This is a genomic window from Marinomonas profundimaris, assembly GCF_000508165.1.
Taxonomy (GTDB): domain Bacteria; phylum Pseudomonadota; class Gammaproteobacteria; order Pseudomonadales; family Marinomonadaceae; genus Marinomonas; species Marinomonas profundimaris.
The window spans coordinates 439,437-453,083 of sequence record NZ_AYOZ01000001.1; the positions used below are offsets into that span (position 1 = coordinate 439,437).

The window sequence follows — 13,647 nt, forward strand, 5'->3', positions numbered from 1 at the left end:
ATGATCCATTTTCACGTTTTTGCCAGTTAGGCGGGGTTTTGTTATGTCCCAATATGATGCGTTGTTCGAGCCATTAAACATCAATAAATTAACCATCCGAAATCGTATTGTCAGTACGGCTCACGCAGAAGTGTACGCCACCGATGGCGGCATGACGACCGATCGTTATGTGAAATATTACGAAGAAAAAGCCAAAGGCGGCTGTGGTCTGTGTATTTGTGGCGGGTCGAGTGTGGTGTCGATCGACAGCCCACAAAGCTGGTGGAGTTCGGTCAATGTGTCGACCGATCGCATTATTCCTCATTTCCAAAATCTTGCCGACGCAGTGCACAAACACGGCGGCAAGATCATGATCCAAATTACCCACATGGGTCGTCGTTCCCGTTGGGATGGTGAAAACTGGCCGAACTTGATGTCGCCTTCTGGCATCCGTGAACCCGTTCACCGTGCGACGTGTAAAACCATCGAAGAGGAAGAAATGTGGCGGGTGATCGCGGATTTCGCCCAAGCGGCTCGTCGTGCCAAAGAAGGCGGGTTAGATGGCGTGGAATTGTCGGCGGTGCATCAGCATTTGATCGATCAGTTCTGGTCGCCACGCGTAAACAAGCGCACCGACGAATGGGGCGGCACGTTTGAAGGTCGCATGAAATTTGGCATGGAAGTGCTAAAAGCCGTGCGCGCCGAAGTCGGCCCAGATTTTGTGGTTGGTATGCGCATCACCGGCGACGAGTTTCATCCTGATGGTTTGAACCACGACGACATGAAGCAGATCGCGAAATATTACGACGCCACCAACATGGTCGATTATTTCGGTGTGGTCGGTTCTGGTTGCGACACGCACAACACATTAGCCAACGTGATTCCGAACATGAGCTACCCGCCGGAACCGTTTTTGCACTTGGCAGCGGGCATTAAAGAAGTGGTGAATGTACCGGTGATTCACGCGCAAAACATCAAAGATCCGAATCAAGCCAAACGTATTTTAGAGGCGGGTTATGTGGACTTTGTTGGCATGACGCGCGCACATATTGCCGACCCGCATTTTATCGCCAAGATCAAAATGGATCAGGTCGATCAAATCCGCCAATGCGTTGGTGCGAACTATTGCATCGACCGTCAGTATCAAGGCTTGGATGTCTTGTGTGTGCAAAACGCCGCAACGTCTCGTGAATACATGGGCTTGCCGCACATTATTGAAAAAACCACCGGCATGATTCGTAACGTGGTGGTGATTGGCGGTGGTCCTGGCGGTTTGGAAGCGGCGCGTGTTGCTGCGGAACGTGGTCATAAGGTGACATTAATTGAAAAAGCCGCCGAGCTTGGCGGGCAAATTGTCCTTGCTTCGAAAGCGCCACAACGAGACCAAATCGCCGGTATTTCACGCTGGTTAATTATGGAAGTGGAGCGGTTAGGCGTGGACATTCGTTTGAACACAGAAGCGGACGAAAATTTGGTGCAAGCGCTGAAACCAGACGTGTGTATCTTGACCACGGGCGGTCGTCCTTTCTTGGATCAGAATCCAGAATGGGGCGCAGCAGAAGGCTTGGTGGTGTCTACTTGGGACATTCTCAGTGGCAAGGTGGAACCGGGTAAAAACGTGCTGATCTACGATACGATTTGTGAATTTTCTGGTATGTCGGCGGCGGATTATCTCGCGTCGAAAGGCTCGCTGGTGGAATTGGTTACCGATGATATTAAACCGGGTGTCGGCATTGGCGGCACCACTTTCCCGACCTATTACCGTTCACTTTATGAGAAAGAAGTCATCATGACGTCGGACATGCTGTTGGAAAAAGTCTACCGCGAAGACGGCAAGTTGGTCGCCGTATTAGAAAACGAATACACCGCACAACGTGAAGAGCGCGTGGTCGATCAAGTGGTGGTCGAAAACGGCACAAAACCGAATGAAGCCCTTTATTACGCCTTGAAAGAAAGCTCGCGCAATAAGGGACAAATTGATAACGAAGCGCTTTTTGCTATCCAGCCTCAGCCGGTGTTATCACAAGACGCGGAAGGCATGATTTTGTGGCGTTTAGGGGACAGTGTTTCTCAGCGCAATATTCATGCGGCGATGTATGATGCTTTGCGTTTGTGCAAGGATCTTTAGGAGATAAAGATCATGATGTTTGATTGGTTAACTCCGACTCTGATTGCGGTTCTTCTTGTGCTCGCTGGGATTGGTGCGGTGCGTCGTATGAATTTATGGCGCGCAGGCCAAGCGGATAAAGTGGACTTGATCGCCGGTTTGATGGCGATGCCGAAGCGTTACTTGCATGATCTTCATCATGTGGTGGAACGCGATAAATACATATCCAGAACGCATGTTGCCACGGGCGGCGGTTTTGTCTTGGCGATGCTGTTGGTGGTGTTTGTTCACTTGTTTGGTGTCGACAGTAAAGTGCTCGCTTGGTTGTTATTGGCCGCCTTGGTGATGATGTTTTACGGTGCAGTGTTTGTGTTCAAGCGCCGTTTGAATCCGCCTTCACGCCTTTCAAAAGGGCCGTGGATGCGTTTACCAAAAAGCTTGCTAACCTTTTCGATTACCTTCTTTGTGCTGACCTTGCCTGCTGCAGGCGTGTTGCCAGAAGGCTTCGGTGGTGGCTTATTAACCGTGGTGTTGTCGTTTTGTATTTTGGCAAGCTTGGTAGAAATGCTGTTTGGCATGACGTGGGGCGGGCCGATGAAGCACGCGTTTGCGGGTGCACTTCATTTGGCTTTTCATCGTCGACCAGAACGTTTTGGCGGTGGTCGTTCAACAGGGTTAAAAGCCGCTGTGTTAGGCGAGACGTCACATGGCGTGGCGAAACCAACCGACTTTAAATGGAACCAATTATTAGGCTTTGATGCGTGCGTGCAATGCGGACGTTGCGAAGCGGTTTGTCCTGCGTTCGCGGCGGGTCAGCCATTGAATCCCAAAAAACTTATTCAAGACATGGTGGTCGGCTTTGCGGGCGGCACAGACGAAAAATACGCGGGCAGCCCTTATCCTAATGTGGAAGTGGGTAATGCAAAAGGCGGCCCAGATCAGATTATTACCGATGGATTGATTCACCCTGATACGCTGTGGTCGTGTACGACGTGTCGAGCCTGTGTGGAAGAATGCCCGATGATGATCGAGCACGTGGATGCCATTGTTGATATGCGTCGCTTCTTGACTCTTGAAAAAGGCGACACGCCGAACAAGGGCGCGCAAGTGCTCGAAAATATTATCGCGACCGATAACCCGAATGGCTTTTCTCCCTCCAGCCGAACCCATTGGGCGGCGGATCAAAACTTGAACCTAATGAAAGATGTGCAACAAGCGGATGTGCTGTTTTGGGTGTCTGACGGCGCGTTTGACATGCGCAGTCAGCGGATTCTTCGTGCTTTCGTCAAATTGCTAAAAGCGGCCAATGTGGACGTGGCGATTTTGGGTGATGAAGAATTAGACAGCGGCGATGTGGCGCGTCGTTTAGGCGACGATGCGACGTTCCAAAATTTGGCAAAACGTAATTTGGCAATCTTGTCTCAATACCGTTTTAAAACCATTGTCACGACCGATCCGCATGCTTTTCATTGCTTGCGAAATGAATACGCTGATTTTGACTCGGACTTAAATGCATTGGCTAGCGTGGAGGTTTTGCATCATACAACGTTTCTGAATCGACTTGTTCAAGAAGGCCGTTTGCAACTGGATACCTTTAAAGGCGGCAAAGTGACGTACCACGATCCGTGTTATTTAGGGCGCTACAATGGCGAGTACGACGCGCCGCGTGAACTGTTGGCGTCGTTGGGAATTGATGTCGCTGAAATGGAGCGTTCTGGTTATCGCTCACGTTGTTGTGGCGGAGGCGGAGGCGCACCGATTACCGACATTCCGGGCGAGCGGCGCATTGCCGATATGCGCATGGAAGATGTGGTCAGCACGGGCGCAGAACTGGTCGCGGTGGGTTGTCAGCAATGTACGGCGATGCTAGAAGGCGTAGTCGAACCTCGCCCTGTGGTAAAAGACATCGCGGAAATCTTAGCTGGGCAGCTAATTGAGGAGGCGCACTGATGAGCAACCTCATTCGACGTGACCCACGAGCGGAAAGAATAGCGCGTAATCGCTTGCACCCACTTCATGCCAGCATGATGTTGGCGGAACAAGGTGAAGTGCGTGGACCATCTGGCTTGATTCGGAAAAATCCGCACCTTGTTGGCTTTATCGGACCGAATGGCTTAAAGCGCATCGATAGGGCGAATGCATTCGCAGGTACGGTGAACCGTCAAAAACGCGTTTCCACTGCGCAAGAGGTTGTTTTGCCCTTGCATCAAGTGGTGAACCCCGACGGCTATATAGTCGTCGTGCCTGACATGGTTGGTGGGCGTTTAACGTCACAAGATAAAGACATTTTAGGGCTGGCTCATAGTTTAATTGCACAGAAGGGTACAGGGAAATCGGCCAATATGGCGGTGGTTGCGGTCTGTTTTGGTGAGAGCAAAGAAAGCCAATTTGATTTGGCAGGCGTGGATCGTCTTATTCACTTATCGAGCGACGTGTTCGACGGCTTTACGCCAGAAGCACGATTAAGTGCCTTGATGCAGGTCGAGGCGCAATATCAGCCTGAGCATTGGTTGTTTCCAGACAGTGTAAATGGCGGCACCGATTTGGCGTCTCGGTTGGCGGCCCGTTTAGGCGAAAGACCCGCGACGCAAGCGTGGCAAGTGTCGACAACACAAACAGTGTGCCGTGGTGCTTCAGCGAGTACCGACATCACGCGGGAAACGCCACGTATTCTGATGTTATTAGAAGAGTGCGGTACAGCTATTGATGAAACGCGTCACGAAGTCTTGTCTCTTTCTGTTGAGTCTTATGATCAAGTGCCTGCGAGGTTGTTGGATAAAGGCTTAATGTCGGTGGACCCCAATGCGGTTCCATTGGCCGAAGCGGAGTTTATTCTCTCGGCGGGCAACGGCATTCATAACTGGGATCAATTTCACGAGTGCGCCAGCGTATTGGGTGCGACCGAAGGCGCAAGCCGTGTCGCGGTGGACGATGGTTTTATGCCTCGCACTCGCCAAGTCGGCGCGTCGGGTACTTGGGTGACGGCGCGCGTGTACTTGGCGGTGGGGATTTCCGGTGCGATACAACATATGCAGGGTATTGGCCAGTGTGGAAAGGTTGTGGCGATCAATACCGATGCAGGTTGCGACATGGTAAAACGCGCGGACTTGGCTGTGATTGCGGACAGTGAAGCGGTCTTAGCAGAGTTGACGAAATTGGTTCAAGAGCATCATGCATCTAAGGTTCAAGAGGAGAAGCACAATGCAGCCTAGTGTCAATGTGGTTTCTTTGGTGTCGGTTGGGCGTCACCCTCAATCGGACCGATCTCGTCGTGCAGACCAGGACGCCCGAGCGGTAGAGTTAGGTTTGAAGCTGGCGGGAAAAAATTTGACTTTGGTGCATGCGGGCGACCCAGAAAACCCTGTTTTGCGCCAATACGCTGGCATGGGATTGGACGCATTTACAGTTCTACGACAAAAGTCCTATAGCGATGTACTGCCAATCATTGGTAACTTCTTAACAGAGAATAACGCGCACGTTGTGCTGATGGGGATTCGTGCCGAGAGTGGCGAATCATCAGGGATGTTGCCGTATTTATTGGCTGAAAAATTGGGTTGGCCATTATTGTCTCGCGTCGCGGACATTCTTCATGTAGAAAATGGCAAAGCCGACGTTTTATTGGCGTTACCTCGTGGTCAGCGTCGTGCGGTTACGGTGTCTTTGCCTTTTATTGCAACGGTTGATAACGCCGCAAAAGACGCTCGTCAATCGGCTTATGGTCCAGGGATTCGAGCCAGTATCACGGTGCTTGACGCGGAACAGACGGCGGATAATATGGCCGCCAGCTGGGCAATTAGCCCAGCGAAGCCAAGAGCAAAACGCATGAAGGTAGTGAAAGCGAAAAACGCCGCGGATCGATTTAAAGCGGCCACCGCAAAGCCTGTCGGCGGAGGCGGTAACGTGTTAAAACAGGGAACGCCGGCTGAAAAAGCACAGGCTATTTTTGATCTTTTATTGGAAGAAAAAGTAATTCGTTAGAAAAAGGTTTTATATCTCATGATGATCGTAGACTTGATTGACGAAGTAGATTTTAAAGAAAAACTGATCGCTTTAGGTGCACCAGTAACCCAAGAACAAAACCTACTAGAAGTACAAACTACGGTATTGTCTTGGCTGAAAGCGTACCCAGAGCAAACACCATTCGTAAAAGACCTTTGCATGGAAATGCAAAAGGACACCACCACCGTTTTGCCAGAAGTTTCTAGCGTCATCGCTGCTTTTGCATAACGACCTTTTAAAAGAACCCTACACGTTGTCGCAATATCAATTCCCTCTTTTTCTTGAGAGATTGTGGTAGGTTCTTTGTCTCTTTCGATTTACATATTCCATTCTTATTTGATAACGATTATCATGCGCGTACAAATCATAACGTAAGGCATTAGTATGTTTAAGTCATTCATTACGCTTCTGTTCACCTTTGTGGTGAGTGCTGCATGGGCGGATCAAATTACAGTCAAAGACGTTTTAAATCGTGATGTGACTTTTAACGCGCCAGCTCAACGAGTCATCGTGGGTTTTTACCCTGAAGACTACATGGCTATTGGTACAGAAGCCGCTTATGACAAGGTTGTTGGTATGTCTAAATACATCTGGCAAGCACGTAAAGCGAATTGGGAAATGTATGTGAAACACCGCCCTTCTTTGGATGATATTCCGGGAATTGGCCGTGTTGATACTCAAACGTTTTCGGTCGAAAAAGTCATTAGTTTAAACCCAGATTTGTTGCTTCTGGCGGATTGGCAGTACAAAGGGCTTGGCACCGACATTGAGCGCATCCAAAATGCTGGCATTCCCGTACTTGTGGTGGATTACAATGCACAAACGCTTGATCGTCATATCAAAAGTACGGAGCTGATCGGCGTGGTGACGGGGCAAGAAAAACGCGCGAAAAAGATCGCCAGTGAATACAAAGCAAGAGTGGATATGATCGAGAAGCGATTGGCTGACGCCAATCTTCCAAAGCCAAAAGTGTACAGTGAATTCGCGGGCGCGGGCGTTCAAGAAATGGGTTACACCTTTGGTAAAAATATGTGGGGTGCGATTTCTACTATGGCCGGCGCCGACAATATTTCCGCGCCTTTTGTGGAATGGTGGGGCAAGTTAAACCCAGAGCAAGTGATTGCGTCTAATCCGGATGTTATTGTTATTACTGGCTATGAAAGTGCCAACGCACCAGATGGTATGATCATGGGTCAAGGCGTAACAAAAGCGCAAGCGACGGAACGTTTAGAAGGCTTCAAAAAACGCATGGGTTGGTCGTCTATTACGGCGGTGAAAAATAACCGTATGTACGGTGCTTACCATGGCGCATGTCGTACGATTATGGACAGTGCGTTGATCGCATTTTATGCGAAAGCAATGTATCCGGACGTCTTTGCGGATGTGAACCCTGAAGACGATTATTTGGATTTCTACAAAAAATACTTACCCGTGACGCCAGAAGGGACGTTTACTCTCGCGTTATAAAGTTTGGTTTTTATAAATTAAAGGGCGCTTTCTAGTAATAGAAAACGCCCTTTTTTTGTTTTATCTATTTTTTTCATCTGTTTTGCTTTGCTGATCTCTTCTTATTTCAACTCATTGCTGAAGACTTAACCAAACTCATAGCGAGTGATTTGCTGATAAGTGTCTTCTGGTGCGAGTAAAATGGGCGGAAAGTGCGATTGATTGATGGCATCTGGCCAGTGTTGTGCTTCGAGAGCGACGCCAGCGTAAGCGTTTAGTTCGCCTTTATTAATGTTTGAATCGGCGTCTAGGTGGATGTGTCGACCATCGTACACTTGTATGCCAGGTTCGGTGGTTTGGTAATTTAAGGTGAGGCCAGTGATTGGCGCTTTTAGTGTGGCAACCGTTTGTACTGGACGATTGATCAAGGACAAGCAAAAATTGGTGTCCAGCTCTGGATAGTCCTCGCGGCCAATGGTTCGCAGCTGGTGGAAATCAAACGCGCTGCCAGCCGTTGGTGTGACTTCACCAGTGGGGATCAAACTCGCATCGACAGGCAAATAGTGGTCTGCTTTGACGCTAAGTTGGTGATCTAAAATTGAGCCAGTACCATCGAGGTTTAGGTAACTGTGTCCCGCAAAATTACAAATGGTCAGTTTGTCGGTGGTGGCCTTTATTTCCATTTCTAACGTGCTGTCCAGCAATCGATAAAACACATCGACGACCATATTGCCCGGATACCCCATTTCACCATCTGCAAGCTTTGTTTGCAATTGAACCATGTCGTCTGTTTGCTCGATGATCGACCAGTTTTTACTGCCGGTTCCTGCTGGGCCACCGTGTAAGTGATGCGCTTCTGGTAAGGTGGGTGGAAGTTGATAGACGTTTCCATCAATCACAGCGTGACCTTTGTTAATACGGTTCGCGACTCTTCCCACCACTGCACCAAAGTATTTTGCTGAACCAAGATAGTCCGTCAGTTTTGAAGCACCAAGTACTAAGGAGTGCTCGTAACCATTCAGGTAAACCGATTGAATGCTGGCGCCTAAGGTTAAAATAGTCACTTTGAGTTGAGTGTTAGAAAGCGTAACAAATTGAACTTGGTTAAGGTCTGGTGCGAGATTCACGGGAGTGTCCTTTTCTAGAGAAGCGAAGCTAATGGCTTTCACTTTAATCAACAGTTATTTTTATAATGAAATGATGGGGATAATACTGCGCTGTTTTTAAGGCGTCGTCGATGATTTTATTATTCAAACTATTACCGAACGGCATTTGTTTTTTTGTATTGAGAACGCCCTCTTGAAGAGAGAGCGGTGGATGAAAAGCAGTATTAGATAAATACTTTCGGTAATGACGTTAAGCCAGCGGCCCACCGACGATGGTGTTGTGCAGTCCAGCAATAATATTGTCGCCTTTTTCTTGTCGTAGTTCGTCGTACCAAGCTTGGGTTTCTTGCATGTTTTTTCCGTGTGTTACGTCGCAGCGTTTGCGGGCTTTAAGTACAAGGTCTTTAACGCGAAAGCGACGTTTTTCTTCGTACTGTTTGAGCGCGCTTTGAATGTTTTTTGTCTTTGCAAAACATTGGCCGAGCACGACGGCGTCTTCTAATGCCGAGCAACCGCCTTGGCCTATGTCTGGTGTAGTGCTGTGTGCGGAGTCGCCAAGTAAGGCGATTCTGTCTTTTACTAACGTGTCGAAAGGGTCTATGTCGTGAATTTCTATACGGTTGGTGGTGTCTGGGTTGATCGCATTAATGAGAACTTGAACGGGTTTTGCCCAATCTTTGAAATAACCTTTTAGGTCGGACACAAGGGTTGTTCTGTCTTCTTCTAAACCTGTTGGCAACGGCACGTCAAAGAAGAAATAGAAACGACCACCGGCGATAGGCATGATAGAAACACGTTTGCCTTCTCCTACAAAGGTGGTCCATTGGTCAGCGGGTGCGATGTCTTCATTGATCTCAACCAAACCGTTCCAGTTTACATATCCTGCGTAACGGCGTTCCGTCTGAAAGCCAATAACGTGTTCACGTACCACGGAGCGCGCGCCGTCCGCGGCAATCATCATGTCGCCAGTTGCTACGCTGCCATCGGTGAAATACGCGGTGACACCGTGGTCGTCTTGTTCGACTTTTTCAAGGCGTTTGCCAAATTGAATGTTTTCGCGTCCCCACCAGTCGATCATCTGGCTCTGTAAATCGGCTCTGGAAACGGGGCAAGGGCGTTCGCCAACGGATTCGACCAAAGGGCGAAGGCTGAATTGCGTCATCACCGCGCCACTGATGCCATCGTGATACGCTAAATTGTGCATTGGGCCGCCGAGCGAATCCATAATATGACCCATGCCAAGGTGGTTCATGCATTTCACGCCGTTAGACCAAATGGAAAGCGCGGCGCCAACAGGCTTTATTTCTTTGACCGCTTCAAAAATTTCGCACTCTATCCCTTGTTGTTTTAGAGCTGCTGCCGTTGACATGCCACCGATACCCGCGCCAATAACTAATGCTTTCATGTGATTCTCCTTGAACGTTAACCGTCTATTAAAGGAGTTCATTCGCAATTAATATGCCATGAAACAAATGAACCTATATTTTTATACGTGAAACCTTTGTTTTGGCGTGGTGTGTTGTTATTTTGGATACAGTCAAAGAGAAAAAGGTAATGTTCATCTTTGACCGATGGGACAGAAAAGTGATTTATCTTGGTGCGAGTAGGGAAATGTTGGTGCGTTTTTTCTTATTGAGGTGATTTGATCGAGGCTAGCTGCCTCGATACGTGCTGTATGAATACGGCGATACCAACAACGGAATATGATAATGGGCGTTTTCATCATTGATGCCAAAACGAATCACCACGGTGTTCAAAAAGCTAGGCAGCACTGTTTGATTATCTTGGTTGTTTTCTTGAGTATTGTCTTGATTCGAAAAATAGGCATCAACGGCGAATTCCAGCTCATACACACCGGCTTTGAAGTGGGCATCTTGCAGTAACGGTTGGTCACAGCGCCCATCATGGTTTGACACTGTGCTATGAATAAGTTGTCGCAGACCATCAGAAGCATTCTTGTAAAGGTGTATTGTGACGCCTGCGGCTGCAACGCCTTTTGTTGTGTCCAAAATGTGTGTTGTTAAGTGTCCCATTGCTTTTTCCTCAATTCTAAAAAATCTTGGCTTACCTTGCCTAATTTTTGCAAGTGAAGCGGATATGCGTGAAATACGTTTGAAAATATTGTTTCATATAGATCAATATCTGTGCCATGTGTTTCTGTTTTTTTTGTTATTTTAAGGGTTCTTATTGGTATTAGATTGAGATTAGACCATTATTTATTATCAATACCATCGATATTTGGAGACGTATTTATGCAAGACCAACACGCCGTGTATAGCCAATTGAGCGAAGCGGATTTTGTCTCTTTATTCAGTGAAATATATGAGCATTCAGAGTGGGTCGCGGAACAATTGTGGCGGCAAAAGGCGGAACAGCCAGAGGGCTATTTTGATCATTTAGACAAAATAAAACAGACGATGGCGGACATTGTAGAGCAGAGTTCAGACGAACAAAAATTGATGTTATTACGCGCTCATCCAGACTTAGCCGGAAAAACGGCGTTGATTGGAGCCTTAACAGACGCCTCTAAATCTGAACAATCTGATGCAGGGCTGGATCAATGTACTGAAGAAGAGTTGGCGCACTTTCTTCAGTTGAACGATGTGTATCGAGCCAATTTTGGCTTTCCCTTTATCATGGCGGTGAAAGGCGCGACGAAAGCACAAATCCTCGCCGGTTTTGAAGAAAGAACACCGAACGACTGGAAAACCGAATTTGATCGAGCCATGAGCGAAGTCCATAAAATTGCAGGCTTCAGATTGGCCAGTCTATAAAACATTGAATGAGTGCTCCGCTATAGGTTTTGGACAAACATCATAGGCAAGGTCGTTAACAATAAAATGCCCATTAGCATGTTGAAGTAGCGGTGAAAGGTCGGATCTTGCAGTTTGCTTGAAACCAGCTTGCCGATGGTGATCCACATAAACGTGCCGGGTAGCGTCGCGACGTTAAACGCGATAATACACAAAAACGCCGATGGCCAAAAAAGATCGCCTGTTAAGGTAAATAACGTGCTCGCTGACATAAGACTCGCCCAAGATTTTGGATTGATTGCCTGAAACGAGGCGGCTTGTAGAATGGTCATCGGTTTTAAGCTGTTCTTGGAGCTGTGCATTTTTGCGAAGGCGATTTTAGCCGACATATAGACAATGTAACCTGCGGCAATAAAGGTAAAAACATCGTGCATAACAGGCCAGAGTCTAAATATTTCCCCTAAGCCCAACAAAATAACAATGTGCAGCAGTGTCATGCCACAACGAATGCCCAACACGTGCGGCAAGGTGCGTCTTATGCCAAAATTAGCGCCAGAATGAGCAAGTAAAATATTGTTCGGTCCTGGTGTTATCGTGCTGATAAGGCAGAAAAGAGCGAGTGCGGGAATCAATTCTAATAAAGCGGTATTCATCGTTTTATTCCAAAAAAGTCAGTCTACAATCTATAATTGTATCAATACAATTTGTGCTGTATTGTACTTATAAAGATTCTCACACAATATAATTATGGGCAATTTATTTATTGTTATGGATACAATTTGGAATATTAGTAAAGCAGCGTTCGATGAAGTGTGCTTGGCTCAGCCAAAATACAAAGCGCTAGTATGGTTAATTGAGCAAGCCATTTTGGCAGGAACGCTGCCAGACCAGAAAAAGCTGCCTGCACAAAGGCTATTGGCGGATCAACTGATGATCACTCACGGCACCGTCACCCGAGCGTACGACTTGCTGGAAAAGAAAGGGCTCGTCAGCGCAAAACTCGGAGCGGGCACCTACGTGAATTTGCCGAGTTCGGCGCGCACGAATACGTTAAGTCATCAAACGGATGACATCGATTCTCAAGCAAAGAGCAGCGTCAAAGAATACGATTTCGCGTCCAGCATGCAGCCAATGCTCGGTCAGCAGATGTTAATGAAAAACGCATTAAGTGAGCTTGCCCAAGATCTCGTTGCGGTCACTCAAATCATGACGTATTCGCCGCAAGGCGTAGCCAAACACAAGCGGGTCTTTACAGATTGGCTAGCCAGTAAAAAAATCAAAATAGAGACCAATGACATCGTCTTTACTCAAGGCGCGCAGCAGGGCATTTATACTTGTCTGCAAATACTCACCAAAGAAAACGACTGCGTGCTGCATGAAGAATTGGCGTACCCCGGATTTTTCCGAGCGGTCGATGCCAACCGTGTAACCCCCTTGGGCGTACCGATGACACCAGAAGGTTTGGATTTAGCGGTATTAGAAGAATATTGCCAACAATATAAGCCAAAACTGCTCTACATCACGCCGAATATGCAAAACCCAACCAACATACAGTATTCGCACGCTCAATTAGAACGCATCGTGATGCTTAGTCGTGAATACGGTTTTTATATCGTTGAAGACGATGTGAATTATTGCTTGCCAGAAAACTGGCGCTTACCTTTGCAGCAACAAGCACCAGATCGCGTGTTTTATCTGTCGAGCTTGTCGAAATACGTTGCGGGTGGATTACGAGTCGCTTACAGCCTTGTTCCCAAAGAATGGCAGCCAGCTTTCAACGCCAATATTCACAGCCAATGTTGGATGGTCTCGACATTAAACTTTGAGCTCGCAACACGCTTCTTAACCAGCGAACGCTTCATGCACAACCAATCTTTGCTAGAAGGCGAAATGCGCTATCGCCAGAAAGCGTTCACAACCATGGCAGAAAAATACCGGTTAACGACCCGTTGTGGTGGCTTAAATGTGTGGCTTTGCTTACCGAATGACATCAATGTAAACCAATTCAATGTCTTCTTATTGTCCAATAATGTCAAAGTCAGAACCGCCGATTTATTTCGTCATCCTGCGTCATCAACGACGACCATGGGCCTGAACGCTTTGCGAATTTCCCTTGGTGGATTCAACACCCGAAGCGACTTTGAAGAAGGCATAGCGGAGTTTGAAGGTGCCTTGGTGCAGTTTAATAGCCAACAAGACGTGGTGATTTGAGTTGTTATTTTCTATCGTTTTAAATGGTGATAACGGAATCCGCTGT

At 47.6% G+C, this 13,647-nt stretch carries 12 protein-coding genes; 8 read left to right on the plus strand and 4 right to left on the minus strand.

What is annotated here, in order from left to right:
- Positions 1-43: 43 nt before the first annotated feature.
- The 6 genes from dgcA to D104_RS21195 all read left to right on the plus strand — a co-directional run bounded on the left by dgcA (position 44) and on the right by D104_RS21195 (position 7,552).
- Positions 44-2,107 (plus strand): dimethylglycine demethylation protein DgcA, encoded by a 2,064-nt coding sequence (gene dgcA, locus D104_RS21170; RefSeq protein WP_024022638.1) that lies wholly within the window; start codon positions 44-46, stop codon positions 2,105-2,107.
- Between the two features lie 12 nt (positions 2,108-2,119).
- Positions 2,120-4,036 (plus strand): (Fe-S)-binding protein, encoded by a 1,917-nt coding sequence (locus D104_RS21175; RefSeq protein ID WP_024022639.1) that lies wholly within the window; start codon positions 2,120-2,122, stop codon positions 4,034-4,036.
- Positions 4,036-5,298 (plus strand): electron transfer flavoprotein subunit alpha, encoded by a 1,263-nt coding sequence (gene etfA / locus D104_RS21180; RefSeq protein WP_024022640.1) that lies wholly within the window; start codon positions 4,036-4,038, stop codon positions 5,296-5,298. Before D104_RS21175 ends, etfA begins: the two co-directional genes overlap by 1 nt.
- Positions 5,288-6,064 (plus strand): electron transfer flavoprotein subunit beta, encoded by a 777-nt coding sequence (gene etfB, locus D104_RS21185; RefSeq protein ID WP_024022641.1) that lies wholly within the window; start codon positions 5,288-5,290, stop codon positions 6,062-6,064. The genes etfA and etfB overlap by 11 nt, the downstream gene beginning before the upstream one ends.
- An 18-nt stretch (positions 6,065-6,082) precedes the next feature.
- Positions 6,083-6,313: a hypothetical protein gene (locus D104_RS21190; RefSeq protein ID WP_024022642.1), complete on the plus strand. Its 231-nt coding sequence runs from the start codon at positions 6,083-6,085 to the stop codon at positions 6,311-6,313.
- Between the two features lie 156 nt (positions 6,314-6,469).
- Positions 6,470-7,552 carry an ABC transporter substrate-binding protein gene (locus D104_RS21195; protein ID WP_024022643.1) on the plus strand — a complete coding sequence of 361 codons (1,083 nt, stop codon included), beginning with the start codon at positions 6,470-6,472 and terminating at the stop codon, positions 7,550-7,552.
- A gap of 125 nt (positions 7,553-7,677) precedes the next feature.
- On the opposite strand, the gene D104_RS21200 is transcribed toward D104_RS21195, so the two are convergent.
- The 3 genes from D104_RS21200 to uraH form a co-directional block, all read right to left on the minus strand.
- Positions 7,678-8,658, minus strand: a complete 981-nt coding sequence (locus D104_RS21200) for an aldose epimerase family protein (RefSeq protein ID WP_024022644.1) — start codon at positions 8,656-8,658, stop codon at positions 7,678-7,680.
- Between the two features lie 229 nt (positions 8,659-8,887).
- Positions 8,888-10,042 carry an FAD-dependent urate hydroxylase HpxO gene (hpxO, locus tag D104_RS21205; RefSeq protein WP_024022645.1) on the minus strand — a complete coding sequence of 385 codons (1,155 nt, stop codon included), beginning with the start codon at positions 10,040-10,042 and terminating at the stop codon, positions 8,888-8,890.
- Positions 10,043-10,289: 247 nt separating this feature from the next.
- Entirely contained in the window at positions 10,290-10,670 is a 381-nt protein-coding gene (gene uraH, locus D104_RS21210; RefSeq protein ID WP_024022646.1) for a hydroxyisourate hydrolase, read from the minus strand.
- 219 nt (positions 10,671-10,889) lie between these two features.
- Here uraH and uraD point away from each other — a divergent pair, with 219 nt between their 5' ends.
- A complete protein-coding gene (gene uraD / locus D104_RS21215) occupies positions 10,890-11,411 on the plus strand; it encodes a 2-oxo-4-hydroxy-4-carboxy-5-ureidoimidazoline decarboxylase (protein WP_024022647.1) in 522 nt (173 codons plus the stop codon).
- Positions 11,412-11,431: 20 nt separating this feature from the next.
- Here the strand turns inward: uraD and D104_RS21220 are convergent, their stop codons facing one another.
- The gene (locus tag D104_RS21220) at positions 11,432-12,043 is read right to left on the minus strand and encodes a LysE family translocator (RefSeq protein WP_024022648.1); all 612 of its coding nucleotides are present in this window, start codon (positions 12,041-12,043) and stop codon (positions 11,432-11,434) included.
- 115 nt (positions 12,044-12,158) lie between these two features.
- On the opposite strand from D104_RS21220, the gene D104_RS0118580 reads away from it, so the two are divergent.
- Positions 12,159-13,601, plus strand: a complete 1,443-nt coding sequence (locus D104_RS0118580) for an aminotransferase-like domain-containing protein (RefSeq protein ID WP_235075878.1) — start codon at positions 12,159-12,161, stop codon at positions 13,599-13,601.
- The last annotated feature ends 46 nt before the right edge of the window (positions 13,602-13,647 follow it).

Bases quoted from the DNA above. Each gene is read 5' to 3' on its own strand.
- D104_RS0118580 (WP_235075878.1), top strand. From the start codon at position 12,159: ATGGATACAATTTGGAATATTAGTAAAGCAGCGTTCGATGAAGTGTGC.
- hpxO (WP_024022645.1), bottom strand. From the start codon at position 10,042: ATGAAAGCATTAGTTATTGGCGCGGGTATCGGTGGCATGTCAACGGCA.
- uraD (WP_024022647.1), top strand. From the start codon at position 10,890: ATGCAAGACCAACACGCCGTGTATAGCCAATTGAGCGAAGCGGATTTT.
- etfA (WP_024022640.1), top strand. From the start codon at position 4,036: ATGAGCAACCTCATTCGACGTGACCCACGAGCGGAAAGAATAGCGCGT.
- D104_RS21175 (WP_024022639.1), top strand. From the start codon at position 2,120: ATGATGTTTGATTGGTTAACTCCGACTCTGATTGCGGTTCTTCTTGTG.
- D104_RS21220 (WP_024022648.1), bottom strand. From the start codon at position 12,043: ATGAATACCGCTTTATTAGAATTGATTCCCGCACTCGCTCTTTTCTGC.
- etfB (WP_024022641.1), top strand. From the start codon at position 5,288: ATGCAGCCTAGTGTCAATGTGGTTTCTTTGGTGTCGGTTGGGCGTCAC.
- dgcA (WP_024022638.1), top strand. From the start codon at position 44: ATGTCCCAATATGATGCGTTGTTCGAGCCATTAAACATCAATAAATTA.
- uraH (WP_024022646.1), bottom strand. From the start codon at position 10,670: ATGGGACACTTAACAACACACATTTTGGACACAACAAAAGGCGTTGCA.
- D104_RS21195 (WP_024022643.1), top strand. From the start codon at position 6,470: ATGTTTAAGTCATTCATTACGCTTCTGTTCACCTTTGTGGTGAGTGCT.
- D104_RS21190 (WP_024022642.1), top strand. From the start codon at position 6,083: ATGATGATCGTAGACTTGATTGACGAAGTAGATTTTAAAGAAAAACTG.